Origin of the sequence: Nesterenkonia sandarakina (assembly GCF_003003175.1) — a bacterium.
GTDB classification, from domain to species: domain Bacteria; phylum Actinomycetota; class Actinomycetes; order Actinomycetales; family Micrococcaceae; genus Nesterenkonia; species Nesterenkonia sandarakina_A.
Genome location: NZ_PVTY01000001.1, coordinates 91,046 through 115,581 on the forward strand (window position 1 = coordinate 91,046; position 24,536 = coordinate 115,581).

General features: G+C 67.8%; 21 protein-coding genes, 1 tRNA gene and 1 other RNA gene. 9 read left to right on the forward strand and 14 right to left on the reverse strand.

The window, feature by feature from the left end; translation table 11 throughout:
* Nucleotides 1-39: 39 nt before the first annotated feature.
* Together BCL67_RS00385 and BCL67_RS00390 are read right to left on the reverse strand one after the other, a co-directional pair.
* A complete protein-coding gene (locus tag BCL67_RS00385; protein ID WP_258174637.1) occupies nucleotides 40-762 on the reverse strand; it encodes a hypothetical protein in 723 nt (240 codons plus the stop codon).
* Between the two features lie 5 nt (nucleotides 763-767).
* Nucleotides 768-1,466 carry a FadR/GntR family transcriptional regulator gene (locus BCL67_RS00390; RefSeq protein WP_106121505.1) on the reverse strand — a complete coding sequence of 233 codons (699 nt, stop codon included), beginning with the start codon at nucleotides 1,464-1,466 and terminating at the stop codon, nucleotides 768-770.
* Nucleotides 1,467-1,651: 185 nt separating this feature from the next.
* On the opposite strand from BCL67_RS00390, the gene BCL67_RS00395 reads away from it, so the two are divergent.
* The 3 genes from BCL67_RS00395 to BCL67_RS00405 all read left to right on the forward strand — a co-directional run bounded on the left by BCL67_RS00395 (nucleotide 1,652) and on the right by BCL67_RS00405 (nucleotide 4,680).
* Nucleotides 1,652-2,167 (forward strand): gluconokinase, encoded by a 516-nt coding sequence (locus BCL67_RS00395; RefSeq protein WP_308737932.1) that lies wholly within the window; start codon nucleotides 1,652-1,654, stop codon nucleotides 2,165-2,167.
* Entirely contained in the window at nucleotides 2,164-3,564 is a 1,401-nt protein-coding gene (locus tag BCL67_RS00400; RefSeq protein ID WP_106121507.1) for a GntP family permease, read from the forward strand. Before BCL67_RS00395 ends, BCL67_RS00400 begins: the two co-directional genes overlap by 4 nt.
* Before the next feature lie 78 nt (nucleotides 3,565-3,642).
* Nucleotides 3,643-4,680, forward strand: coding sequence for an acyl-CoA thioesterase (locus tag BCL67_RS00405; protein ID WP_106121508.1), 1,038 nt, complete (start codon nucleotides 3,643-3,645; stop codon nucleotides 4,678-4,680).
* 97 nt (nucleotides 4,681-4,777) lie between these two features.
* On the opposite strand, the gene BCL67_RS00410 is transcribed toward BCL67_RS00405, so the two are convergent.
* The 3 genes from BCL67_RS00410 to BCL67_RS00420 all read right to left on the reverse strand — a co-directional run bounded on the left by BCL67_RS00410 (nucleotide 4,778) and on the right by BCL67_RS00420 (nucleotide 7,674).
* Nucleotides 4,778-6,064: a glycosyltransferase gene (locus BCL67_RS00410; protein WP_181255827.1), complete on the reverse strand. Its 1,287-nt coding sequence runs from the start codon at nucleotides 6,062-6,064 to the stop codon at nucleotides 4,778-4,780.
* A 78-nt stretch (nucleotides 6,065-6,142) separates the two neighbouring features.
* Nucleotides 6,143-7,600, reverse strand: a complete 1,458-nt coding sequence (locus BCL67_RS00415; RefSeq protein WP_258174638.1) for a DUF2079 domain-containing protein — start codon at nucleotides 7,598-7,600, stop codon at nucleotides 6,143-6,145.
* A 1-nt stretch (nucleotide 7,601) separates the two neighbouring features.
* A tRNA-Arg gene (locus tag BCL67_RS00420) sits at nucleotides 7,602-7,674 on the reverse strand.
* Nucleotides 7,675-7,927: 253 nt separating this feature from the next.
* Here BCL67_RS00420 and BCL67_RS00425 point away from each other — a divergent pair.
* Nucleotides 7,928-8,464, forward strand: a complete 537-nt coding sequence (locus BCL67_RS00425) for a single-stranded DNA-binding protein (RefSeq protein ID WP_106121511.1) — start codon at nucleotides 7,928-7,930, stop codon at nucleotides 8,462-8,464.
* A 170-nt stretch (nucleotides 8,465-8,634) separates the two neighbouring features.
* Here BCL67_RS00425 and ettA read toward each other — a convergent pair whose 3' ends face one another.
* On the reverse strand, nucleotides 8,635-10,317 hold the full coding sequence (gene ettA, locus BCL67_RS00430; protein ID WP_106121512.1) for an energy-dependent translational throttle protein EttA: 1,683 nt from the start codon (nucleotides 10,315-10,317) through the stop codon (nucleotides 8,635-8,637).
* A 70-nt stretch (nucleotides 10,318-10,387) separates the two neighbouring features.
* Nucleotides 10,388-11,197 carry a YaaA family protein gene (locus tag BCL67_RS00435; protein WP_106121513.1) on the reverse strand — a complete coding sequence of 270 codons (810 nt, stop codon included), beginning with the start codon at nucleotides 11,195-11,197 and terminating at the stop codon, nucleotides 10,388-10,390.
* Between the two features lie 77 nt (nucleotides 11,198-11,274).
* Here BCL67_RS00435 and rnpB point away from each other — a divergent pair.
* Together rnpB and BCL67_RS00445 are read left to right on the forward strand one after the other, a co-directional pair.
* Nucleotides 11,275-11,680: RNase P RNA component class A (gene rnpB, locus BCL67_RS00440), an RNA gene on the forward strand.
* A gap of 145 nt (nucleotides 11,681-11,825) precedes the next feature.
* Nucleotides 11,826-13,325 (forward strand): glyceraldehyde-3-phosphate dehydrogenase, encoded by a 1,500-nt coding sequence (locus BCL67_RS00445; RefSeq protein WP_106121514.1) that lies wholly within the window; start codon nucleotides 11,826-11,828, stop codon nucleotides 13,323-13,325.
* A gap of 412 nt (nucleotides 13,326-13,737) precedes the next feature.
* Here the strand turns inward: BCL67_RS00445 and BCL67_RS00450 are convergent, their stop codons facing one another.
* The 3 genes from BCL67_RS00450 to BCL67_RS00460 form a co-directional block, all read right to left on the reverse strand.
* On the reverse strand, nucleotides 13,738-15,363 hold the full coding sequence (locus BCL67_RS00450; RefSeq protein ID WP_106121515.1) for a dihydroxyacetone kinase subunit DhaK: 1,626 nt from the start codon (nucleotides 15,361-15,363) through the stop codon (nucleotides 13,738-13,740).
* Nucleotides 15,364-15,749: 386 nt separating this feature from the next.
* The gene (locus BCL67_RS00455; protein ID WP_106121516.1) at nucleotides 15,750-16,202 is read right to left on the reverse strand and encodes a reverse transcriptase-like protein; all 453 of its coding nucleotides are present in this window, start codon (nucleotides 16,200-16,202) and stop codon (nucleotides 15,750-15,752) included.
* A 63-nt stretch (nucleotides 16,203-16,265) separates the two neighbouring features.
* Nucleotides 16,266-17,153 (reverse strand): Nif3-like dinuclear metal center hexameric protein, encoded by an 888-nt coding sequence (locus tag BCL67_RS00460; RefSeq protein WP_106121517.1) that lies wholly within the window; start codon nucleotides 17,151-17,153, stop codon nucleotides 16,266-16,268.
* A 62-nt stretch (nucleotides 17,154-17,215) separates the two neighbouring features.
* Between BCL67_RS00460 and msrA the strand changes: the two genes are divergently transcribed.
* The 3 genes from msrA to epsC all read left to right on the forward strand — a co-directional run bounded on the left by msrA (nucleotide 17,216) and on the right by epsC (nucleotide 19,441).
* The gene (gene msrA, locus BCL67_RS00465; RefSeq protein ID WP_106121702.1) at nucleotides 17,216-17,770 is read left to right on the forward strand and encodes a peptide-methionine (S)-S-oxide reductase MsrA; all 555 of its coding nucleotides are present in this window, start codon (nucleotides 17,216-17,218) and stop codon (nucleotides 17,768-17,770) included.
* A gap of 1 nt (nucleotide 17,771) precedes the next feature.
* The gene (cysK, locus tag BCL67_RS00470; protein WP_106121518.1) at nucleotides 17,772-18,707 is read left to right on the forward strand and encodes a cysteine synthase A; all 936 of its coding nucleotides are present in this window, start codon (nucleotides 17,772-17,774) and stop codon (nucleotides 18,705-18,707) included.
* Nucleotides 18,708-18,853: 146 nt separating this feature from the next.
* Complete coding sequence (gene epsC / locus BCL67_RS00475; RefSeq protein ID WP_106121519.1) at nucleotides 18,854-19,441, forward strand: serine O-acetyltransferase EpsC; 588 nt, start codon at nucleotides 18,854-18,856, stop codon at nucleotides 19,439-19,441.
* 73 nt (nucleotides 19,442-19,514) lie between these two features.
* On the opposite strand, the gene BCL67_RS00480 is transcribed toward epsC, so the two are convergent.
* From BCL67_RS00480 to zapE, 4 genes are all read right to left on the reverse strand, one after another.
* Nucleotides 19,515-20,642 carry an NAD(P)H-dependent flavin oxidoreductase gene (locus BCL67_RS00480; protein WP_106121520.1) on the reverse strand — a complete coding sequence of 376 codons (1,128 nt, stop codon included), beginning with the start codon at nucleotides 20,640-20,642 and terminating at the stop codon, nucleotides 19,515-19,517.
* Between the two features lie 45 nt (nucleotides 20,643-20,687).
* Complete coding sequence (gene gndA / locus BCL67_RS00485; RefSeq protein WP_106121521.1) at nucleotides 20,688-22,148, reverse strand: NADP-dependent phosphogluconate dehydrogenase; 1,461 nt, start codon at nucleotides 22,146-22,148, stop codon at nucleotides 20,688-20,690.
* Between the two features lie 234 nt (nucleotides 22,149-22,382).
* A complete protein-coding gene (ppk2, locus tag BCL67_RS00490) occupies nucleotides 22,383-23,306 on the reverse strand; it encodes a polyphosphate kinase 2 (protein WP_106121522.1) in 924 nt (307 codons plus the stop codon).
* Nucleotides 23,307-23,414: 108 nt separating this feature from the next.
* Nucleotides 23,415-24,470 carry a cell division protein ZapE gene (gene zapE, locus BCL67_RS00495; RefSeq protein ID WP_106121523.1) on the reverse strand — a complete coding sequence of 352 codons (1,056 nt, stop codon included), beginning with the start codon at nucleotides 24,468-24,470 and terminating at the stop codon, nucleotides 23,415-23,417.
* Between the last annotated feature and the right edge of the window lie 66 nt (nucleotides 24,471-24,536).

Sequence of the window (24,536 nt, forward strand, 5' to 3'; positions counted from 1 at the left end):
TCAGCGGCTCAGCGGCTGGGTTCACAGCCGTCGCATCTTTCAGAGGCTCGCAGGCTCCCGGGTGCTGCGGCAGAGGATGTAGCCGCCCTGGGAGCTGAGCCGGACCCAGCGGCCCCGGCGGTGCACCGCGGTGGATCCCCCGGCGCCCTCGGCGGCGAGGAAGTTCAGCGCGTGCGCTCCGAAGGCCGCGCCCGCCGGGATGGCGGCATCGCGCAGCGGCTGCGCTTCTGCGGCGTCTGCGCCCTCGGCCGGGACGGCGTTCTCCGTCTCCAGGTCCCGGCCCCAGACCTGTTCCCGGACCTGCTCGACGACGGCGGCGCCCGCCGTGGTCGGCACGGCCTGCGTGATCTGGGCGATGCCTGCGGCCGCCTGGGAGCGCAGGTGGTCGTCGGACAGGCGTCCCAGCGACTCCCAGCCCGAGCGCGGAGGCGTGACCGCGGCCCAGGGCACGCTGAGCCGGCTCGGCGGCAGCGAGAGCTCGGTCTCGGCCGGGTTCATCCGGGCGATCCGCTCGCTGATCGAGCTCAGCTCCGTGGTGACGTCTGCCCGAGACTCCTCGGCCAGGGCGACGGTGCGCAGTCCGAGCACCGCCGGCAGCTGGCTCAGCAGCGACCCCGGGGTCATCACGGGAACCCAGGCGGCCAGCACCTGGCCCACGGCCTGGAGCCGGATGCCCTGCTCCTGGATCCGGCGGGCGCGCTTGATGTAGGTGGAGAGGTCCTGGAGCGAGACGGCTTCAGCGAATCGCAGCGAGTCAGTCATGGGGCTCATTGTTCCAGAGCAGAGCGCACCTCATCGACCAGGATCTCCATATAGCGTCGGGCCTCGCGCGGGTCCTTGTCTGCGATCGCCCGGGCGACGCCGTCGTGGGCGTCCAGTGCCTCGGGCATCGGGCGGGTCGGCATCAGGCCGTGCTTGGTGCGTCCGGTGAGGACCTCGGCGACGACGTCGGCCAGCGCGGCGAACATCGAGTTGCCCCCGGCCTCGAGCATCAGTCGGTGGAACGCGATGTCTGCCGTGATGAATTCGGTGAGCTGTTCGGACTCGCCGAGCCGGCGCATGGTCGCGGCCAGATCCAGCATCTGCTGGGCCTGGACCTCGGTCCGCCGCGCGGCGGCCAGAGCCGCGGCCTCGGTCTCCACCGCGATGCGCAGCTGGGTCAGCTCGATGAAGGCGCCGCGCGCGTCGGCGGAGGCCAGGCGCCAGCCGATCACCGACGGGGACATCACGTCCCAGTGCTCTGCGGCGGTCACCACCAGCCCGATGCGTCGCTTCGAGTAGAGCAGCCCATGAGATTCCAGCACCTTGACGCTGTCTCGGGCCACGGTGCGCGAGACGCCGAACCGCTGCTGCAGCGACTCCAGGGTCAGCACAGCCCCCGGTCGGTGCGCCCCATCGACGATCTCGCGCCCGAGGGTCTCGGAGATCGCATCCCTGCCCACACGCGCTACGGAAGAGTGCGCCACCGAGCCTCCTTCATCAACGCAGAAATAAACATCACACCTTTCGGCCTGAAAGGTGCTATCTTAGCTGGCACGTGGTCCCCGTCACAGGAGACCGAGACCAATCCCAAGCTCAAAGGAATTCGATGACGAATCCCCCACCTCAGCGTAGCCCGGGCGAACCGGCTCCCCCTTGTCACCTCGTGGTGATGGGGGTCTCAGGCTCCGGGAAGTCCACTCTGGCGGCCGCACTGGCCACCGAGCTCAACCTGCCGATGGCCGAGGCGGATGAGTTCCATCCCCCGGAGAACATCGCGAAGATGGCGTCCCAGACCCCGCTCACCGACGAAGATCGCTGGCCCTGGCTCGACGCCCTGCGCGACTGGATGTCCACCCAGGCCGAGACCGGCAGCGTGATCACCTGCTCCGCACTGCGTCGCAGCTATCGCGACGTGCTGCGCACGGCCACCGGTCGGGTGGTCTTCCTCCATGTCGATGTGGAGATCCCCCGGCTGAACACCCGGCTGGCCCACCGCAGCGGACACTTCATGCCGCCCGCGCTCCTGGAGTCCCAGCTGGCCACCCTGGAGGCCCTCGACCCGGACGAGGACGGCGTGGTGCTCCCCAACGACACCACCGTCGACGACCTCCTCGAGGCGGCGCGGACCTGGCTCCGCACCCAGAACGCACCTACCGACCACAGCGAAGAACGGAATCACTCATGACCATCGAAGGCTGGGAACAGACCCTCGGCACCGGACCGCTGCTGGCCATCGCGGCCGGCTCCATCGCGGTGCTGCTCGTACTGATCATCCGCTTCAAGGTCCACGCCTTCGTGGCCCTGATCCTGGTCTCGCTGCTCACTGCGGCCGTGGCCGGGATCCCCACCTCCGAGATCGTCCCGGTGCTCACCTCCGGGTTCGGCTCCACCCTGGCCTCGGTGGCCCTGCTCGTCGGCCTCGGCGCGATGCTCGGTCGTCTCGTGGAGGTCTCCGGCGGCGCGAAGGTGCTCGCCGACCGGCTGGTCAACAGGTTCGGGGAGAAGCGCGCACCGCTCGCCCTCGGCGTGGCCTCGCTGCTCTTCGGCTTCCCGATCTTCTTCGACGCCGGACTCATCGTGATGCTGCCCGTGGTCTTCGCCGTGGGCCGCCGCCTCGGCGGCTCGGTGCTGCTCTACGGCCTTCCCGTGGCCGGCGCATTCTCCGTCATGCACGTCTTCGTGCCTCCGCACCCCGGCCCCGTGGCCGCCAGCGAGTTCTTCGAGGCCAACGTCGGCATCCTGCTGCTGGTCGCGCTGCCGATCGCCGTGCTCACCTGGTATGTCACCAGCTACCTCTTCGGCAAGTGGGCCGGACGTCGCTGGGAGCTGCCGATCCCGATGCTGCTGGGCCAGGCCGATGAGGCCGCCGAGAAGAACCCGCCGAAGTTCGGCACCGTGGTGATGGTTCTGCTGCTGCCGATGCTGCTGATCTTCCTCAACACCGGACTGAGCACGCTGGCCACCGCCGGTGTGGTCTCCGCAGACCAGACCGAATCCGCCTGGTACGGCATCCTGATCACCCTCGGCCAGACGCCGGTGGCCCTGCTCATCACGCTCTTCGTCGCCCTGGCGACCATGGGCACCCAGGGCGGCCGCGGCATGAGCGGCGCCCAGGACATCATGGACCAGGCGCTGGCCCCGGTCTGCGCGGTCATCCTGATCACCGGCGCCGGCGGCATGTTCGGCGGCGTGCTGCGCGAGTCAGGCATCGGCGAGGCGCTCTCCGACTCGCTCTCCGGCGTCGGGATCCCGCTGATCGTCGCCGGCTTCGTCATCGCCGGCGTGCTGCGGATCGCGCAGGGCTCCGCCACCGTCGCGCTGACCACCGCGGCCGGGCTGCTGGCCACCGGCGTCGCCGCCGCGGACTACAACGAGCTCCAGCTCGCCGCCATGGTCATCTCCGTGGCCGCCGGCTCGGTGATCGCGTCCCACGTGAACGACTCCGGATTCTGGCTGATCTCGAAGTTCTTCGGCATGGACGTGAAGACCACGCTGAAGACCTGGACCGTGCTGGAGACCCTCATCGGCATCATGGCGTTCCTGCTCGCCTGGGCCGTGTTCGGGGTGGCCACGCTGATCTGATCGGGCTCCCCCGCTCTGCGGCCGAGGGGCCGATAGAGTGGGGGCACCTGACCTTGTCCGCGCCCGAAAGGACGTCGCATGCCTGATCGCCGTTATGAGGTGCCCGCCGCCGCCGAGTCGGTGCAGCAGCTCGTGGACATGCTGCAGCTGAAGCACCTGGACCCCAGTGACGCCGAAGCCGCGGCGGGACGCGGCGGTGAGGATCACTTCCTCGGGCCGGTGTTCAAGCAGGCCTACTGGCGGGTCTTCGGCGGGCAGGTGCTGGCCCAGGCCGCCACCGCCGCGATGGCCACGGTGGAGCCCGACCGGCTGATCCACTCGGTGCACGGCTACTTCCTGCGCCCCGGAGACGCGAACAAACCGATCCAGGTCTCCGTGGAGCGGCTGCGCGACGGCGGCTCCTTCTCGGCGCGGCGCAGCCAGGCCTACCAGGACGGGACGCCGATCCTGTCCATGATCGCCTCGTTCCAGCGCCCCTCCGCCGGGGTGGCACATCAGCGTCGGATGCCTGAGGGGGTCCCGGACCCAGAGGATCTGGCACCCCCTCAGGAGCTGGTGGGACATGTGAAGCACCCGATCGTGCATGAATGGGCCCACGGACGTCCCTTCGACATCCGGCACGTGGACCGCCCGATCTACCTCGAGGCCGATCAGGACCCGCATGCGACCAGCGCCGTGTGGCTCAAGACCAAGGCCGCGCTGCCCGATGACCCCAACATCCACCGCGCGGCGATCCTCTACGCCTCGGACTACACGCTGCTGGAACCGGTGCTGCGTCGCCACGGCCTGTACTGGGCCAAGCCCGAGATGAAGGTCGCCTCGCTGGATCACGCCATGTGGTGGCACCGCGACGCCCGGGCCGATGAATGGCTGCTCTACGTCCAGCAGAGCCCGAGCGCGCAGAACGCCCGCGGCCTCGCCCAGGGCTCGATCTACAGCCGCAACGGCGCCCTGGTCGCCTCGGTGGCCCAGGAGGGCATGGTGCGACCACCCGAGGGTCTGCGGCCGAAGCTCTCCGAGAAGATGCAGCAGACCCTGGTGAACAGCTCCCGGGCCACCCGGAGCATCAACAAGAAGTACGCCCAGACCTGGACCTCGCGCTACCTGGAGACCTGAGTCGGCGGTCCTCGGTTGCCAAGGCGGGGTGCCGGGGCGCGCCTGATCCAGACCGGCTGCCCGTTCGCCTAGGTCTGCGGAATCGGTGGGCCTGGACTCAGCGGCTGTTGATCAGGCTCACGCTGCGGTAAGCCTGCAGGGTCGCGGCCGCCGTCGCGTCCCAGGAATAGAACCGGGCGAGCGTCGCCGCCGTCGTGCTGTAGCGGCTCCAGGCGCGGCGGTGCAGCACCAGCCAGCGCAGCTGCTCGGCCCACAGCGCCGGGTCCAGGCTCGGGATCAGCCGGCCGCTGCGGCGGTGGGTGATCAGGGACGAGAGGCCGCCGACGTCGTGGGCGATCACCGGGGTGCCGCAGGCCATCGCCTCCAGGGCCACCAGCCCGAAGGATTCGCTGAACGAGGGCACCAGGACCGCATCGCTGCCGCGGAAGAGCTCGGCGAGCTCACCGTGCGGCATCGGGGGCAGCGCGTGGACCGCGTCCGCGACCCCTGCCTGTTCGGCCAGGGCGTTGAGATCCAGCACATCGTCGCCGCTCTGGCTTCCGGCGACCACGAGCTGGACCGGCACCTCGGGCATCATCCGGCGCAGCTCACCGAGGGCTTCGACGGCGACCTGCGGTCCCTTGTGCGGCTGCAGCCGACCGGCGAAGGCCAGGCGCAGCGGACGTCCCGCCAGCGGACCGGAGCGTGGGTCGGTCCCGACCGGCGGGTGGAAGATCTCGAGGTCGACGCCGGGCCGGACCAGCGCGAGCGAGGCGTCGTGCAGGCCGAAGAGTCGTTTGAGATCGGCGATCTCATGCTCGGTGTTGGCGGTCACCAGATCCGCGGTGCGCGCGATCATGGCTTCGGCGACGCTGCGCCGGGGACTCTCCGGTGTGGTCGGGTCGAGCTCCTGCTTCACCGCCGCGATCGTGTGCATGGTGTGCACCAGCGGCGCCGACAGGGCCTGGGCCAGCTGGATCCCGGCCAGGCCGGAGATCCAGTAGTGCGAGTGCACGGTGGTGACCTGACTCTCGTCCACGGACTCCAGGCTGCGCAGCGCGCGGGCGGCCAGGGCGTCGACCTGCGCGGGCAGCAGCGACTTCTCGGCCCGGGCCGGCTCCCCCACGGCGAGGGTGTGGATCCGTCGACCGTCTTCGAGGAACGTGACGTCGTCCGCCGGGGCCGGGGTCTCGGCGTCGACGTCGGTGGTGACGATGTCCACGGTGAGCCCCGCCTGGGCCAGTGCGCTGCTGAGCGCATTGACGTACACGTTGAGTCCTCCGGCGTCCCGGTTGCCGGCCTGGGCCAGCGGAGAGGTGTGCAGGCTGACCATGACCACGCGCGCCGAGTCCGCCTCGGTCTGCGGGGTGCCGCAGACTCCCGCGGGGACGCAGTCGGTGGACATGTGGCTCTCCATGACGCCGCGCGGCATCGCGACGCGGCTGAGGGGTGGGGGTGGTTCGATCCTTATGCTACAGCGAGGTCATCGCCGCAGGTATTCCGCGCAGTCGGCGGCCGCCGCGGGGTCCCCGGCGGTGTCTCGGCTCAGCAGCCAGAGTCCCTCGGCATCCTCGATCACCGGTTCGAAGCCCAGCCGTTCGGCGCGGGCGAAGGCCTGCTCAGGGGTCAACGGGTTCGACCCGCCGAGCTCCTCTGCGGTGTCGTCGATGATGATCCAGGTCAGCGCGTCCTCATCGGTGGTGCCGTTGAGCCCCACCGAGGTGCGGTCCACCAGGTGCGGCACCGCGGTGTCGGCGGCTTCGACGCAGACATCATCGGGCACGGCGTCGGTGACCTCTTGGTGGGCCAGCGCCCGCTCCCCCATGCTCCAGTTGTCCCCGGTCACGGTGCGCTGCAGCGGGAAGACCCCGGGGAACGCGAGGGTCCCGACCAGGCCGACGGCGATGACCGCCCCGGGCAGCCCGACGGCGAGCGGCCTGAGTCGGGGCCACCGCGCGATGAGCCGGCGGGCCACGTCGAAGCCGGCGAGCAGGAAGATCGGGGCGAGGATCGCGTCGTACTGGTAGATCACGGACCAGACGTTCTCGCGGTCGTTGAACAGCCTGGAGAGCAGGATCGGGGCGCCGAGGATCACATAGGGCGAGGCGAAGGGCAGCAGCAGCAGCGGCAGGAAGTGCAGCGCCCAGAGGCCCACCTTGGTGGGGTGGTCGAAGAGGATCACGATCGCGTTCCAGGGCTGGGTCAGCAGGAAGACGATGGCGGCGCCCGCGCTGGACCCCAGCGCGGTGAATTCCCAGTAGCCGAACTCGCCTGCGGCGGAGAAGTGCGGGATCACCAGCTCCACCGCGAACCAGTAGCCGAAGACTCCCAGGACCGCGGTGACCAGTGCGGGCAGCCAGGCCCGTTTGAACGCGAAGACCAAGCTCAGCGCGATCAGCGTGACGCCCATGTCCTCGCGGACCAGCAGCAGCACCGCGCCGAGTCCCACGGCCAGCCACATCCGACCCCGTTCGATGGCCCAGATGATCCAGGCCACCAGCGGGACGCCGAAGGCGATCTCGTGGAAGTCCCAGTTCACCAGCGCCTGGAAGGGCCAGAAGAGCAGCAGTCCGACGGCGGCGAGCAGGGCCGGCAGGTGGCTGAACCAGCCGCGCACCACCAGGTAGACCGGGATCGCGGTGGAGACCAGCAGCGCGATCATGCCGATGTTGAGCACCCGCGGGTCGTCCCAGATCCAGTAGAGCGGGGCGAAGGCGGCGATGATCGGGTGGAAGTGATCTCCCAGGAGGTGGAAGTCCTCCCCCTTGATCGGCACGATCGGGGCCTTGAACAGCGAGTACTGCCGCACCGCCTGGTCGAAGATGCCGAGGTCGTAGCCCTTGGCCTCGAAGTTGCGGAAGCGCAGCAGCGAGTGCGTGAGATACAGCAGAGCGGCCGCCGTCATGACGGCGGCCAGCTGGAGTCTATGCGATATGGACAAGTGCCCCGGGAGGGATTCGAACCCCCGACCGGCGGATTAGAAGGCCGCTGCTCTATCCCCTGAGCTACCGAGGCTTGGACACGCAGAGTCTCAGCATCCTGAGCAGGTCCAGGCAGAGAGTCTACCTGCTCGGCACCGCCCTGGTCTTCCCCAGCCCGCGTCGACACGCCGCGTCCGCGCTGGTCATCCACACCCATCGGGGACGATCAACGCACCGGGTTCGACGCCGCGAACACTGGGAGCACCCCGTCCGACTGCCACGGCCTGCGGCGGGGCCGGGCACGCCGTGCCGAGACTCAACGGCCGTGACAGAGATGGAGGAGAGCAATGAGCGAAACGATCACCGTCCGCGGATTCCTCGGCGGCGAGGTGGAGGAGTTCATCACGCCCCAGGGGTTGCCGATCTCGAACTTCAGGCTCGGGTGCACTCCGCGGCGCTATGACCGCAAGACCGAACGGTGGGTCAACGGGGACACCAACTGGTACACCGTCTCCGCGTTCCGCCAGCTGGCCCAGAACGTGAAGAGCAGCCTGCACAAGGGCGACCCGGTGCTGGTGACCGGACGGCTGCGGGTCCGGCAGTGGGAGAACGACAAGGGTCAGCGCGGCACCTCCGTGGAGATCGACGCGGAGGCCATCGGCCACGACCTGACCTTCGGCTCCGGGTCCTTCACCCGACTCGGCGGCGCGGGGTCCGGGGAGGACAACCCCCGCGCCGGGGCGGAGTCCCCCGCGGGGTCCTCGAGCGACTCCCCCAGTTCCGCCGCTGACTCGGTCTGGGGCACAGACGCTGACGACGCCCAGGGTCAGACGCAAGAGCAGGCCCAGGACCAGTCCCAGGAGAAGGAGGCGGCCCCCTTCTGAGCGGCAGGACGTCGCGGGACTGCCAACGGGCCGCCAGCGGGGCGACAAGGGGTGGGCACATGACTCGGCCCGCCCACGATCACCAGAGGGTGTCGCGGGCGGGCCGGATCAGCGTCGCGTGCTCACGTGCGTGCTGTTCGCACAGCTCAGTCGATGACTGGGCGGGCAGATCAGTCGCGGGTGAGCCTGCGGTGGGTCACACGGTGCGGACGTGCCGCATCGGCGCCGAGGCGCTCGATCTTGTTCTGCTCGTAGGACTCGAAGTTGCCCTCGAACCAGTACCAGGCGGCGGGGTTATCATCCGTGCCCTCCCAGGCCAGGATGTGGGTGGCCACCCGGTCGAGGAACCAGCGATCGTGCGAGATGACCACGGCGCAGCCGGGGAAGTCCAGCAGCGCGTTCTCCAGGGAGCCGAGGGTCTCCACGTCGAGGTCGTTCGTGGGCTCATCGAGCAGCAACAGGTTGCCGCCCTGCTTCAGCGTCAGCGCGAGGTTCAGCCGGTTGCGCTCACCGCCGGAGAGGACACCGGCCTTCTTCTGCTGATCAGGTCCCTTGAAGCCGAAGGCTGAGACATAGGCGCGCGAAGACATCTCCACGGCACCCACATGGATGAAGTCGAGTCCGTCGGAGACGACCTCCCAGAGGCTCTTCTCCGAATCGATGCCGGCGCGCGACTGGTCGACATAGGAGAGCTTCACGGAGTCGCCGACGGCGAGCTTGCCGCCGTCGAGCTCTTCCATGCCCACGATGGTCTTGAACAGCGTGGACTTGCCGACGCCGTTCGGGCCGATGACTCCGACGATGCCGTTGCGCGGCAGCGAGAAGGAGAGACCGTCGATGAGCTGGCGGTCGCCGAAGCCCTTCTGAAGGTTCTCGGCCTCGATGACCTGGGTGCCCAGGCGCGGGCCCGGCGGGATCTGGATCTCGTCCATGTCGAGCTTCTTGGTGCGCTCGGCCTCGGCGGCCATCTCCTCGTAGCGGTTCAGACGGGCCTTGGACTTGGTCTGGCGCCCCTTGGCGTTGGACCGCACCCAGTCGAGCTCCTCGGAGAGGCGCTTGGCCATCTTGACGTCTTTCTTGCCCTGGACCTTCAGTCGGGCCTGCTTCTTCTCCAGGTAGGTGGAGTAGTTGCCCTCGTAGGGGTAGAGCCGACCGCGGTCGACCTCACAGATCCACTGGGCGACGTGATCGAGGAAGTAGCGATCGTGCGTCACGGCCAGCACGGCGCCCTCATAGGCGGCCAGGTGCTGCTCGAGCCAGAGCACGGACTCGGCGTCGAGGTGGTTCGTGGGCTCATCGAGCAGCAGCAGGTCCGGCTTGGAGAGCAGCAGCTTGCACAGCGCCACGCGTCGGCGTTCACCGCCGGAGAGCACGCTGACGTCGGCCTCCGGGGGCGGGCAGCGCAGCGCGTCCATGGCCTGCTCCAGCTGGGAGTCGAGGTCCCAGGCGTTGGCGGCGTCGATGGCCTCCTGCAGGGTGCCCATCTCGGCCATCAGGGCGTCGAAGTCTGCGTCAGGGTTCGCCATCTCCTCGGAGATCTGGTTGAACCGCTGCAGCTTCTCGTAGATCTCGCCCACGCCCTCCTGGACGTTGCCGAGCACCGTCTTGTCCTCGTTGAGCGCGGGCTCCTGCATCAGGATGCCGACGGAGTATCCCGGGGACAGACGTGCCTCGCCGTTGGAGGGCTCATCGAGCCCCGCCATGATCTTGAGGATCGTGGACTTGCCCGAACCGTTGGGTCCGACCACGCCGATCTTGGCACCGGGGTAGAAGGACATAGTGACGTCATCGAGGATGACCTTGTCGCCCACTTTTTTGCGGGCGCTGATCATGGTGTAAATAAACTCTGCCATGGTCCCCAGGCTAGTCGGCGGGGCGGAGAATCTGCTAATGGACCGGCTGCTGGGGCAGGCTCGCTTCAGCTCAGTCGATGAGGTCCAGCTGGTGCGGGGTGCTCCTGGTGGCTGGGCGCAGCTCCACCCGCCACCGCTGGGAGGCGAGCTCCGCGACGTCGTCGACCGTCTCGGGCTCCGGACCCTGCGCACGCAGCAGCATGCCGGTGAGCAGGCCACGAGCATGCTTGGCGAAGTGGGTGACGACTTTCCGCTTGCCGTCGCGCTCGGTGAAGCTGCTGACCATCAGGGTCCGTTCGGGTGCCGGCCGGTGCGCCTGGGCGTAGGAGCTGGAGCGGCAGTCGACCACCAGCTGATCCCCGATGCGCTCGGCCAGCGGTTCACCCAGGGCGGCCTTCCAGAAGCTGCCCAGCCGTCCCGGGGCGGGATGTGCCGGAGCTGCCCCCGGCCCCTGGCCGCTGCCCGGGGCGCTGAGAGTCACGCCCATGGAGAGCCGGTATGCCGGGATCCGATCGGTCAGGGAGGTCACGCCGAAGAGCCCGGAGAAGATCAGCACCTGCCGCGAGGCGCGGTCCAGCTGCTCGGGAGTCAGCCCCGCGGGGTTCAGGGCCTCGAAGAGCACTCCCGTGTAGACCTCATGTGCCGGCGCGGTCGGGGCGCTGGCCAGCTGCGCATTCGCGCGCACCTGGGGCATCACGGTCTTGCCCACGTTGAGGATCTGCTGGGCCTGGTCCTCGCCGCTGACTTGGATCAGCGCGTCCATCACGGAGGCGCGCGCCTGGTCGAGCTCCGGCAGGGTGAGTTTACGCAGATCCACGGGCGGCGCACCGGGATCGGTCGGAGGTGTCTTGCCCTCGGAGGGCGGCAGGAAGATCAGCACCGAGCAAGGCTAGCAAGCGGTGGGTGGGCTGAGTGCCAGGTGGCGGTGTGGAGATCCCGTACCATGGTGAGCCGGGACGGGTCGGTCAGACCATCGCGGCTCGAGACTGAGGCCCGCCGGAGACGGCGGATAACTGCCTCGGGTCGAGGAAAGTCCGGGCTCCACAGGGCAGGATGGTGGGTAACGCCCACTCGGGGTGACCCGCAGGCCAGTGCCACAGAAAACAGACCGCCGGCGGCGCTCGCCGTCGCAGGTAAGGGTGAAACGGTGGTGTAAGAGACCACCAGCGCCCCAGGTGACTGGGGCGGCTAGGCAAACCCCATCCGGTGCAAGGTCGAACAGGATGTGTTTGAGGGCTGCCCGCCCGAGCATCCGGGTTGATCGCTTGAGGTCCGTGGCAACACGAGGCCCAGATGGATGATGGTCCGTCTCGGTGAGCAATCACCGCGGCGACAGAACCCGGCTTATCGACCGACCCGTCCCCCACCCGCTCCCCCGTGCCCTCCGTCCGGGGCGTCCAGGTTCGGCTAGACTCGCTTACGGACACATCGCGGTGTTCGCCATGAACTGAGCACCCGATGGGTCCACGTAGACAATGACGTCTAGACGAGTGAGGACACGTCCAATAATGACCACTGAAGCAGACGAACAACTGCGCAGCTGGATCGACCGAGAGTCCCAGGCCGAGGCCATGATCCCTCTGCTGGGCAAGCTCTACCGTGAGAACAATGTGGTCACCGGGATCTACGGTCGCCGACTGGTCAATCGGTCCGCCATCGAGATCCTCAAGGCGCACCGCTTCGCCCGCCAGGTCGACGAGACCGAACTTCCCGTCTCTCAGACCCTGCCTCTGGTCCAGGCGCTTACCGAACTGGATCTCGGTGCCGCCAGCATCGACGTCGCCCGACTGAACTCCCGCTACCAGTCTTCTGCGTACGCGGCCTCCGGGGACATGGACGGCTTCCTGCGTGAGGAGCTGGCCGAAGTCATCGGCCGCGGCGGCGAAGGCATGAGCGAGCCCCGCGATGTGGTGCTCTACGGCTTCGGCCGGATCGGCCGGCTGCTGGCCCGGATCATCGTCGGCAACGCCTCTTCGGCTTCGGGACTTCGGCTGCGCGCCATCGTGGTGCGCCAGGGAGCCGAGGACGACCTTGCCAAGCGCGCCTCGCTGCTGCGCCGCGACTCGGTCCACGGCCCCTTCGAAGGCTCCATCCGGGTGGATCAAGAGAACCAGGCGATCATCGCCAACGGCACCTTCATCAAGGTCATCTACGCCTCCGACCCGGCCGCGATCGATTACACCGCCCATGGGATCAGCAACGCCGTGGTGGTGGACAACACCGGTCGCTGGCGCGATGAGGAGGGACTCAGCCAGCACCTGAAGGCCAAGGGCGTCTCTCGGGTGCTGCTGACCGCTCCGGGCAAGGGAGACCTGAAGAACGTCGTCTTCGGCGTGAACCAGGACCAGATCACCGACGAGGACACGATCATCTCCGCGGCATCCTGCACCACCAACGCCATCACCCCGGTGGCGAAGCTGATGGATGAGGCCTACGGGATCGACCACGGCCACGTGGAGACGGTGCACTCCTACACCAATGATCAGAACCTGATCGATAACTTCCACCCCGGTGAGCGGCGCGGCCGCTCGGCGGCGCTGAACATGGTGATCAGCGAGACCGGTGCCGCGAAGGCGGTCGCCAAGGCGCTGCCCCAGCTGACCGGGAAGCTCTCCGGCAACGCCATCCGCGTCCCCACCCCGGACGTCTCGATGGCGATCCTGAACCTGGAGCTGAACCGCGAGACCACCAAGGAGGAGCTCAACCGGTTCCTGCGCCGTGAATCCCTCGAAGGCCCGCTGCATAAGCAGGTCGACTACATCGACTCCGCGGAGGTGGTCTCCACCGACTTCGTGGGCACCCGGGCCGCGGGGATCGTGGATGGTCTGGCGACCATCGTCAACGGCAGGCAGGCGATCCTCTACGTCTGGTACGACAACGAGTTCGGCTACTCCGCCCAGGTGGTCCGCGTGCTCGAGCACATGACCGGCAGCGCACCCGTGAAGTACCCCAAGGTGGAGCCGCGCGAGGCCGCGGCGAACAACGGCGCCGCTGCGCCGGCGCGCTGAACACCGGACCCGCACACGTCTGGACCTGAAGACGACGACGGCGACCCCTCCCCGCCGGGGTGGTCGCCGTCCTCGTCTTACTGGTCTGGGAGGCACCCTGACTCTGATGGAACATCCGGACCCGGATTTCCTGACTCGAGGCGTACTGATGCCGAGTCCATGGAGGCTGCACTGGCCGGCGCTTGTCTTCGGGTGGTTGACCAGCGGAGAAGAAGCGATTGTGCGGTCCTACGCTGTGCACTCGCAGACCAAGAACGTCCATCAAACAGGTCAAGCGGACCGGGCGGTGCTGCCGCAATCAGACCAACTGCCGATCACACGACCTGAGCCGGAGCTTTCAACAGACACACCGATGCCCCAAGTCCGCCCTCCAGCAGAACTCCAAGCTCAGGTGTGACGATGACGAGCCGATTCAGTTTCTGCTGATAGCGGTGAGGAATGCGGCAACTGCCTTGGCTCCTGGGTCTTCAACGACGGAAGAGGCAGCATCGGGAACATAGGCGGCTCGACCAGCACGGGCTACAAGTTCAGCCGTTCCACGGGCACCTGATTCCGCGTCTCGGGCAGCTTCAACCAGGCTGCCGCCCGCGTACAGGGCCCTGGACGCAGGGGCAAGAGCGTCCACCATGGTTGAGTGTCCTTCTTCGGCGCCGCCATGGTGCATCATCGCGTTGAGTCCAGCACCTAAGGCGTCTGCCCAGTTGGCGTCTCGGGATAACACCTCTGACATAGTGGTCGTGAGTATCGCAAGAAGAACTCCCGAGGAGCCGCCCATTCGTGTTTCTAGGATTGTTGCCACGCGGTTCATGCCTGCGGCAGGGTCGGCGAAGCCCAGCGTGCCCGCGTCGAGTTCCGCTAGTACAGCTTCGGCGCCAGCGCGGAACGTCGTTCCTGCGTCGCCGTCTCCGGTGGACCTGTCAAGGTCGTCGAGTACAGCTTTCAGGTCGATAAGGGTCAAGCACCCCTGTCTAACCCTTTCTTCAATGTGGTTTCCAGAGGAGGACCCCATCGGTGTGTCTTGTTGCTCATTGTTCCGGATTTCTGTTCGCCGAGGCGATTCTTTGACCTGCTTTGGAGCCATCCAGGCAGGAGCAGTCGTCGGACTGGCCAATGCAGCTAGCAAGGCATCGTCCGCAGTCATGGCCGTGACGGAGAAACCGTGCATTCCAAGAGATGTCATGGCCCTCACCGGGCCGATGAAGCGTGCGATGCGGGTCGGACCGATCTGGCGAATCAGTTCGTGAGTGAGAACAAGGCCCTCCTGTACTGAACATCCTCCGAGGTCGTTGAGCATGATCACCATCGCCTGGGGCTCAGCGTCGAGCTCCAGAGACTCGACGACCCGTGCGACCGCGTCGGCAGCAGTGTCGATAGAGATGGTCTTCGCCCCGGGTTCGTTGTGGATCCCCATGCCCAGTTCGGTTCCACGCTCGAGATCAGGTGCATCACCTGGCAACTGAACCGGTCCAAGCGCCAGTCCAATGGTGCGGATCGACCCCGCCGCGTGGCGCGCAGCTTCTGCTACTTCGGTGAGACCCTTACCCCTCGAGGCGGCGGCTCCCGCCACTTTGTGCACCAGTACCGTGCCGGCCAGCCCGCGCGGCTGCTCGAAGCCAGGGAGTGCGACATCGTCTGCCACCAGGACGGTTTCGACGTCGTAGCCCTCTTGACGCGCGCGCTCAGCAGCAAGTCCGAAGCTCAGTCGATCACCGGTGTAGTTCTTGATCACCAGCAGGCACCCTGCCGGACCGGAAACATGTCGAATAGCCTCAAGCACAGAGGTGACCGAGGGAGAGGAAAAGATTGCGCCAGGTATGGCCGCATCCAACATGCCCTCGCCGATATATCCCGCATGCGCAGGCTCGTGACCTGACCCACCACCCGAGATGACGGCGACTCGAGATGGGTCTCGCTCTGACGCAGCTCCAACAAGAACTGTCGTGCCTTCAGAAGTCTCGAGTTCTTCTAGTGCAAGAGTCTGCGTCATGGCCGACAGCATCTCGGGCACCAAGGTCTCACGAGTGTTGTAGAACGGCATCGCGCTCTCCTACTTGTGTTCTTGAGCGTGCGCGTCAGGCGCCTGGACGTGATCCACCAGCGATTGAATGTGAAGCGTAACACATCATGATTCTCGAACCGCCCTGGGATTCTTGGAGTGGTTGGCCTGCCCAGCGGTCGGTTGGTCGGCCTTGAGCGCAAGAGTTCCCAGTGGTCGTATCGGTGCTGCTCGAGCTCGATCGGGACGCCGGCCGAGCTTCTACGAGATCGACCTCAGCGACGACCGCGCCCAGGAACTGCGCGAGACGCTGAAGAAATACATCCGTCGATGTTTGCCGCAGCGCCAAAAAGCGCGGACCCACCACACGCTGGTCATGTCCATAGGCGTGTCTGTGCACGTTTGGGCTCCACCCCAGGCAGGGGCGATCAGCCCACCGGGCGGATCCGGCTGCGGCTCGGATCCCATTGGGTCCCGGCGGCGCAGGCGTCCATCGCCTCGTTGCTCAGTGCGTCGGCGTCGCCGTTCTCCTTGCGCGGGATCCAGGTGTAGCGGACCTGCATCGGGGGCAGGATGGTGGCGGCCTCCGCGGCGAGACGCTTCATGTCCTCGTGCTTGATCTTCCAGCGCCCGCTCATCTGCTCGACCACCAGCTTGGAGTCCAGTTTGACCTCCACGAACGCCTCCGGGTCCAGGTCGCGGGCCAGCCGCAGACCCTCGATCAGTCCGGTGTATTCAGCGACGTTGTTGCTCGCCTTCCCCAGCGGGGTGGCCTTGGTGGCGAGGATCTGACCCGCCTCGTTGCGGACCAGGGCGCCGGAGCCGGCGATTCCAGGATTGCCGCGGCTTCCGCCGTCGGCCTCGACGAACAGAGTGGTCATGGCTCACGCACCTTCAGGTCAGTTCAGGTCTTGTATGTGGGGCGCCTCAGGCACGCGGGCAGCTCAGTGGCCGGGTGTGAGCACGAAGTCCCAGGGGTCGGTGTTGATGCCGCTGACGGCAACCTCCACATCGTAGCCGCGATCGGTCAGCGCGCGGTGGAGGGCCTGCGCGGCGGTGGGCAGCCAGAGCCACTCCGAGGCGAAGTGCGAGACATCGATCAGGTAGGGGCGCCCCTCCGCTGCGGCTTCACGGGCCTCCGAGGCCGGATGGTGACGCAGATCCGCGGTCAGGAAGACATCGGCCCCCTCCTCGGCGGCCGCGCCCAGCAGCGAGTCCCCCGCCCCGCCGCACAGCGCCACCCGCAGGACCAGACCGTCACGATCACCGGCCGCCCGCACCCCGCCTGCCACGGCCGGCAGCACCGAGAACACTCGGGCAGCGAACTCTCCGAGCGTCAGCGGCTCGGGCAGCGTGCCGATCCGGCCGAGTCCCTCGGCGGCCAGGCCGTCCTCGGCGGGCGCCAGCGGTGCCGTGTCTTCGAGTCCCAGCGCTTCGGCGAGGACATCGTTGACCCCGCCGATCGCCGAGTCCCCATTGGTATGAGCCGTCAACAGGGCACAGCCGGATTCGATCAGCCGGTGGACCATCTCCCCTTTGAACTGCCCGGCCTCCACCGAGGTGACCCCGCGCAGCAGCAGCGGGTGGTGGGTGATCAGCAGGTCGGTCCCGGAGCTCGCGGCCTCCTCGATGACCGCCCGCACCGGGTCCACGGCGAAGTTGATCCGCCGCACCAGCGCGTCCCGCCGGCCGGTCACCAGACCGACGGCGTCCCAGGACTCCGCCAACGAGCGCGGCCAGAGCTCCTCGGCGGCGTCGAGCACCTCATCGAGGGTCGGCACCTGGGAATCGGTGGTCGTATCATCTGGGCGCGGAGCAGGGCTGAGCGACATGTCTCTTTTCTACAGGCTCCAGTTCAGGAATAGAGCCCGGGACACGGACGGTTGTGCTGGTCATGGACAACTCTCATAAGACCGTGGTGCTCGCCGCCGGCTGCTTCTGGTGCCTGGATTCCCTGGCACGTCGACTCCGCGGCGTGCATCACGTGCGCAGCGTCTACACCGGAGGCTCCGGTCCGGCCATCTACGAGGCCGTGGCCTCCGGCGGTACCGGCCACGCCGAAGCCGTGGAGATCACCTATGACCCGAGCGTGCTCCCGGACCAAGTGCTCTACGACGTGTTCTTCTCCAGCCACGACCCCACCACGCTGAACCGGCAGGGCTACGACGTCGGCACCCAGTACCGCTCGGCGATGTTCTACACCGATGAGGCCGAGCACGATGCGTTCGCCGCCGCGATCCAGCAGGCGCAGAGCTCCTTCGACCGGCCCATCGTGACCACCCTGGAGCCGCTGGGCCGGGTCTTCGAAGCCGAGGAGGTCCACCAGGACTTCCACGCCCGGCGTCCAGATGTCGGATACTGTCAGGTCATCATCGATCCCAAGGTCTCGAAGCTCCGCAGAGACTATGCTTCATGGTTGAAACCCGAGGAAGAAAGGTCCACACACTGATATGGCCAAGATTCTTGACAACATCACGCAGGCGGTCGGCAACACCCCCCTGGTGCGGCTGAACCGGCTGGGTGCAGGCCTTCCGGGCAACATCGCGATGAAGCTGGAGTTCTACTCCCCCGCCAGCTCGATCAAGGACCGCATCGGTGCGGCCATCGTCGACGCCGCAGAGGCCTCGGGCATGCTCAAGCCCGGCGGGACCATCGTGGAGGGCACCTCGGGCAACACCGGGATCGCGCTGGCCATGGTCGGCGCCGCCCGCGGCTACCGCGTGGTGCTCACCATGCCGGAGACCATGTCCACCGAACGTCGCGTGATGCTGCGCGCCTATGGCGCCGAGATCGTGCTGACCCCCGGCGCAGAGGGCATGCGCGGCGCCGTGGAGCGGGCCAAGGCCATCGTCGCCGACACCGAGAACTCCATCTGGGCCCGCCAGTTCGCCAACGAGGCCAACCCCGCCACCCACTACCGGACCACCGGTGAAGAGATCTGGCGCGACACCGACGGCGAGGTCGACATCTTCATCGCCGGCATCGGCACCGGCGGCACCATCACCGGCGCCGGCCGCCGACTCAAGGAGTACAAGCCCAGCATCCACCTGGTCGCCGTGGAGCCCGAAGACTCCCCGATCCTCTCCGGCGGCACCGCCGGTCCGCACAAGATCCAGGGCATCGGTCCGAACTTCATCCCCGACATCCTGGACCAGGAGATCTACGACGAGGTCTACCAGGCCAACCTCGAGAAGGCCGTGAGCTGCGCTCGCGATCTGGGCACCCAGGAAGGCATCCTCGGCGGCATCTCCACCGGCGCGAACGTCGCGGCAGCCCTGGAGCTGGCGTCCCGCGAGGAGAACCGTGACAAGCTCATCGTGACCTTCGCCTGTGACTTCGGAGAGCGCTACATCTCCACGCTGCTCTACGAAGACATCCGCGGCTGATGCCGCCCGGCGGGTCCGTCCCGCCGCGAAGAACCAGCTGCACAGCTCCGCTGTGCGCGTCGCCACCTCTCCGCCCCGCGCGGACGCGTGGCGACGCGTACAGCATGAGCCGACACGTACGATCCCTGTGAAAGGTTGACTCCCCCTTGGGCCCTCTGAAGCGTCTGCGCGAGGACATCAAAGCCGCGCGTGAACACGACCCCGCCGCGCGCAGCACCGCCGAGGTGGTGCTGGTCTACTCTGGGCTGCACGCGGTCTGGTCGCACCGCATCGCCCACCGGATGTGGCAGCACGCCCCGCTGAAGACCCCAGCCCGCGCACTGTCCCAGCTGACCCGCGGACTCACCGGCATCGAGATCCATCCCGGTGCGCAGATCGGCCGGCGCTTCTTCATCGACCACGGCATGGGCGTGGTCATCGGTGAGACCGCCGAGGTCGGCGACGACTGCATGCTCTACCAGGGCGTGACCCTCGGCGGACGCTCGCTGGAACAGACCAAGCGGCACCCGACCCTGCGCGACGGCGTCGTCGTCGGCGCCGGTGCCAAGGTCATCGGCCCGGTGGAGATCGGCGCCGGCTCGGCGGTGGGCGCCAACGCCGTCGTCGTGAAGTCCTCGCCGCCCAACTCAATCCTGACCGGCATTCCCGCCAAGGCCCGGGAGCGCGGCGTCGCCGAGCGCAAGCCGCACGTGGATCCCGCCGAGTACGCCCTGGACCCGGCGCTCTTCATCTAGCGACTGGTCCGCCCAGCGGCTGTCTGTCCAGAGACGGCGGCTCAGACGGCCGTCGACTCAGCAGGCTCCTCGGCTAGAGCCGGTGGCTGCCGGCCAGCCGGCGCATGATCACCGCGGCCGGCTCCGAGGTCGCGGACGCGAACCCGGTGCCCGCCCAGAGGTTCAGCCCATGGGCGTCCCCCGCCACACCCGCGGCACGGCGCAGCCCGCCGCTGAGCTGATGCAGGGCGGGAAAGCCCGACGGCGAGGACCCGGTCAGCGCGTCGGTGAAGCTGTTGCGCAGCGCCCGCGCCGGACGTCCGGAGAACGCAGTGGTGATGACGGTCTCCGGCTCCCCCGGCGGTGCCGCCAACGCCTGCTGATGCTGCGCATGCGCCCCGCTCTCGGGGCTGCGCAGCAGCGCGGTGCCCAGGACCGCGGCCTCGGCGCCCGCCGCGAGAGCCGCACTGACCCCTTCCGAGTCGGCGATGCCGCCGGCGGCCCAGAGCGGCAATGAGGTGATCCGGGCGATCGCGCCCAGCAGCTCAAGAAGCTCGGTGTGCTCGGGAACCCGCTGCGGCGTCCAGCTTCCGGAGTGCCCGCCGGCAGAGGATGCCTGGACGATCAGCGCGTCGACCCCGGCGGTGGCAGCGGCCAGGGCCTCCCGGGTGGAGGTGACCGTCTGGAGCACCTTTGCCCCGGTGGCCTGCAGCCGGGCGATGTCTGCGACGCCGGGCAGCCCGAAGGTGAGGCTGATCAGCGGGACCGGGTGGGCTTCGAGGACGGCGAGCTTCTGCTCCCAGAAGTCGTCCCAGAGGTCAGCAGGGTCATCGGCGGAGGCCCCTTCTGAGGACCCGACCCCGTCCAAGCTGGTCAGCTCCGGCAGCTCCACGGCGGCCGCCCAGTGCGCGCCGTCTCGGGCGTGATCACCCAGCCACCCCCGCACGGCGTCGCGATGCCGGGTGAGATCTGCCGTGCTGATCGGGACCGGGTTGGGCACGAAGAGGTTGACTCCGAAGCGCGGCGTGGAGCGCTGGACCTGGTGGATCTGTGCGGCGAGGTCCTCGGGCTTCTTGTATCCGGCCGCGAGGAAGCCGATGCCGCCTGCTTCGGCGGCCGCTGAAACGAACTCAGGACGGCTCGGTCCGCCGGCCATCGGGGCTGCCACCACTGGAATGGTGGCGCCCGAGGTGGCCAGCAGACCGGCCGTCCTGATGCTCATAGCTTCAGCTCCGTGAGCTCAGCGTGGAACGCTGATCCGACCGGATCAGGCGTCGATCTCGCTGCGGTCACCGGACCACTGCGTGTGGAAGGTGCCTTCCTTGTCCACGCGCTTATAGGTGTGCGCGCCGAAGTAGTCGCGCAGACCCTGGGTCAGCGCGGCGGGCAGGCGTTCCCGGCGCAGGCTGTCGTAGTAGGACAGCGAGGAGGAGAACACCGGCGCGGGCACGCCGTAGGTCGCGGCGGCCGCGACCACGCGGCGCCAGGCCGGGAGGCACTCGTTGATGGCCTCGTTGAACTCCGGTGCCAGCAGCAGGTTCTTGGGCTGCTGATCGCGGGGCGCGTCGTAGGCCTTCATGATGGTGTCCAGCAGGTCGGCCCGGATGATGCAGCCGGCGCGCCAGAGCGAGGCGATGGCCTTCAGGTCCAGCTCCCAGCCGTACTCCTCGCCGGCGGCGACGAGCATGTCCAGTCCCTGGGCGTAGGCGACGAGCTTCGAGGCGTAGAGCGCCTTGCGCACGTCTTCGACGAAGTCCTGGCGGTCCTCGGCGCTGCCGTACTTCTCCGTCGCCGAGAGGGTCTCGTCGACCCCGGCGCTGAAGGTGGCGTTGGTGACGGCGCGCAGCTCGCGCTGGGAGGAGATCGAGCGGGCGAAGACCGACTCGGCGATCGCGGTGACCGGTGAGCCCACCTCCAGGCCGGAGATCGCGGTCCAGCGTCCGGTGCCCTTCTGGCCGGCGGAGTCCACAACCACGTCCACCAGCGGGCGGCCGGTGGTCTCGTCCTCCTGCTCGAGCACCTCGGAGGTGATCTCGATCAGGTAGGAGGCCAGGTCGGTGGTGTTCCATTCGCGGAACACGCCGGCCTGTTCGCGGGGTTCGATCCCGGCGAGGGAGCGCATCAGGTCGAAGGCTTCACCGATGACCTGCATGTCGGCGTACTCGATGCCGTTGTGGACCATCTTGACGTAGTGGCCGGCGCCGTCGGTGCCGACCCAGGCGCAGCAGGGCTCGCCGTTGTACTTCGCGGAGATCTTCTCCAGCATCGGGCCGAGGGAGTCATAGGACTCCTTGGAGCCGCCGGGCATGATCGAGGGGCCGTTGAGCGCGCCCTCTTCACCGCCGGAGACGCCGACGCCGACGAAGTGCAGGTTCTTCGCGCGCAGGCTCTCCTCGCGGCGCCGGGTCTCCTCGTAGAAGGAGTTGCCGCCGTCGATGATGATGTCGCCCTCGTCGAGCAGGGGCACCAGGTCAGCGATGACCGAGTCGACCGGCGCTCCGGCCTGGACCATGATCAGCACGCGCCGGGGGCGCTCGAGGGAGTCCACCAGCTCGGCCAGGGTCTCGGTGCGGACGAAGTCGCCGTCGCCGCCGTGGGCCTGCAGCAGGGCGTCCGTGCGGGCGACCGAGCGGTTGTGCAGTGCGACGGTGTAGCCGTTGCGGGCCAGGTTGCGAGCCAGATTGGCTCCCATGACGGCCAGGCCGGTCACTCCGATATGGGCACTCATGCATTCTCCTTCGTCGAGGTCAGTCAGACATTCTCACAGCGCAGCGTGTTCCCTGCCCGCAGGCGCGGGCCGCAGTGATACGGGTCCCGGGCACCGTGCGCGCGGCAGGCGCGCTGGAGAACTGACATGGGATCCCGCCGTCGTGAACCTCGGTGTCCCCGAGGCGAGCACTGCAACTCTACCGCTTCGGCATGCGCGCAGGCCCAGGTCTGCCGGTGCGGTGCAGATCGTGGCTCAGTCACCGACGGCGTCGCGGCCGCGACGCACGATCAGCGGGTCAGGCTCTCCGACGATCTCGTGGTCCTTGCCCTCGTACTCGAACTGCGCCAGGAAGCTCTTCATCGCGTTGAGCCTGGCGCGCTTCTTGTCATTGGACTTGATCGTCATCCAGGGCGCGTGGTCGGTGTCGGTGCGCAGGAACATCTCTTCCTTGGCCTCGGTGTAGGCCTCCCAGCGGTCCAGGGACTCCAGGTCCATGGGTGAGAGCTTCCACTGCCGGACCGGATCGATCTGCCGGATCGCGAAGCGGGTGCGCTGCTCCTGCTGGGTGACGGAGAACCAGAACTTGGTCAGGTGGATCCCGGCGTCGACCAGCATCTGCTCGAACTGCGGCGCCTGACGCATGAAGAGTTCATACTCCTGATCCGAGCAGAACCCCATCACCCGCTCCACCCCGGCCCGGTTGTACCAGGACCGGTCGAAGAGCACCATCTCCCCGGCGGTGGGCAGGTGATCGACGTAGCGCTGGAAGTACCACTGGCCCTGCTCGCGGTCCGAGGGCCGGTTCAGGGCGACCACGCGGGCGGTCCGCGGATTCAGATGCTCGGTAAAGCGCTTGATCGTGCCGCCCTTGCCGGCGGCGTCGCGGCCCTCGAAGACGATCACATGCTTGAGCCCGTAGTCCTCGGCCCAGTACTGGAACTTCAGCAGCTCCACCTGCAGGTGGTACTTCTCGATCTCGTAGACGTCGCGGGAGAGCCGGTTCTCATACGGGTAGTTCTCGTGCCAGGTCTCGACCGCGCGGCCCTGCGGGTCGATCAGGTCCGGGTCAGGGGTGTGACCGTCGAGCACCGTGTAGCCGCCCTCGCGGAGCTCGTCGATGAACTCACGAAGGTTCTTGCGCGCGGTGCCATCGACCTGGAAGATCGGGTCATTCATCAGATCAGCCTTTCTCGAGATGCGGCTGCTGCCAGCTCATCAGATGTCCATGAACACATTGTTGACCGTCTCGGCCCGATCTGGAAGCCCGTGCCGGGCCGCGGCTGCTCAGAGCGCCTGCTCACCCATCTGCCCGGCGCGCGCGAGCGCGGTCAGACGGGAGACCGTGCGGTGATATTTCTTCATATAGCCGCCGGACATCATCTCTTCGGTGAAGAGCTGGTCGAAGGGCTTCCCGGAGGCGACGATCTTGATGTCCTGGTCATAGAGCCGGTCGGCGAGCACCACGAAGCGCAGCGCCAGCGACTGGGCCTCGATGGTCTCCACATCCTTGAGCACCAGCACGTCGATGTCGGAGACCAGCTGCCGGTAGCGGCTGGGGTGGACTCCGGTCATGTGCTCGCAGACTGCGCCGAAGTCATCCACGGCGATCCGCGCCTCGGGGTACTCCTTGACGGCGAAGTCTTCGATCTCCTCGGAGCTCAGCGGTGCCGGCGCCTCCGGCAGGCCGCGGTGGCGGTAGTCCTCGCCGTCGACCTTGATCACGGTGAACTGGTCCGCGAGCACCTGGATCTCGCGCTGGAAGTCTGCCGCGGCGAAGCGACCCTCCCCCAGGGATCCGGGGATGGTGTTCGACGTCGCGGCGAGCTTGACCCCCGCGTCGGCCAGTTCCCGCATCAGCCGGGACATCAGCACGGTGTCGCCCGGGTCGTCGAGCTCGAACTCATCGATGCAGACCAGCGAGTAGTCGCTCAGCACGTCCACGGTGCGCCGGAAGGACAGCGCGCCGACGAGGTTGGTGTACTCCACGAAGGTGCCGAACGCCCGCTGGCCCTCGACCGAATGGTAGAGCGAGGCGAGCAGGTGGGTCTTGCCCACGCCGAAGCCGCCGTCGAGGTAGATCCCGGCCGGCACCTGGGGGCGGGCCGGGGCGCGGCCGAAGAGCTTGCCGAAGAAGCCGCCGCCGCCCTGGCTGGCGCCCACCGAGGCGGAGAACTCACGCAGCGCGGTGACCGCCTTCTCCTGCGACGGGTGCGCGGGATCCGGGATATAGGAGTCGAAGGAGACCTCGGCGAAGCGGAAGGACGGCCGCAGGCCCTCCAAGAGCTGACCGACTCCGAGCTGAGGGGTCCGCTGGCTCAGCGGAGTGGCGTTTGACGGCATATGACCACTCTACCCACGACTGCGTGTTTCCCCGGCTGATTCCCTATCCTGGAAGGTGACCCAGTG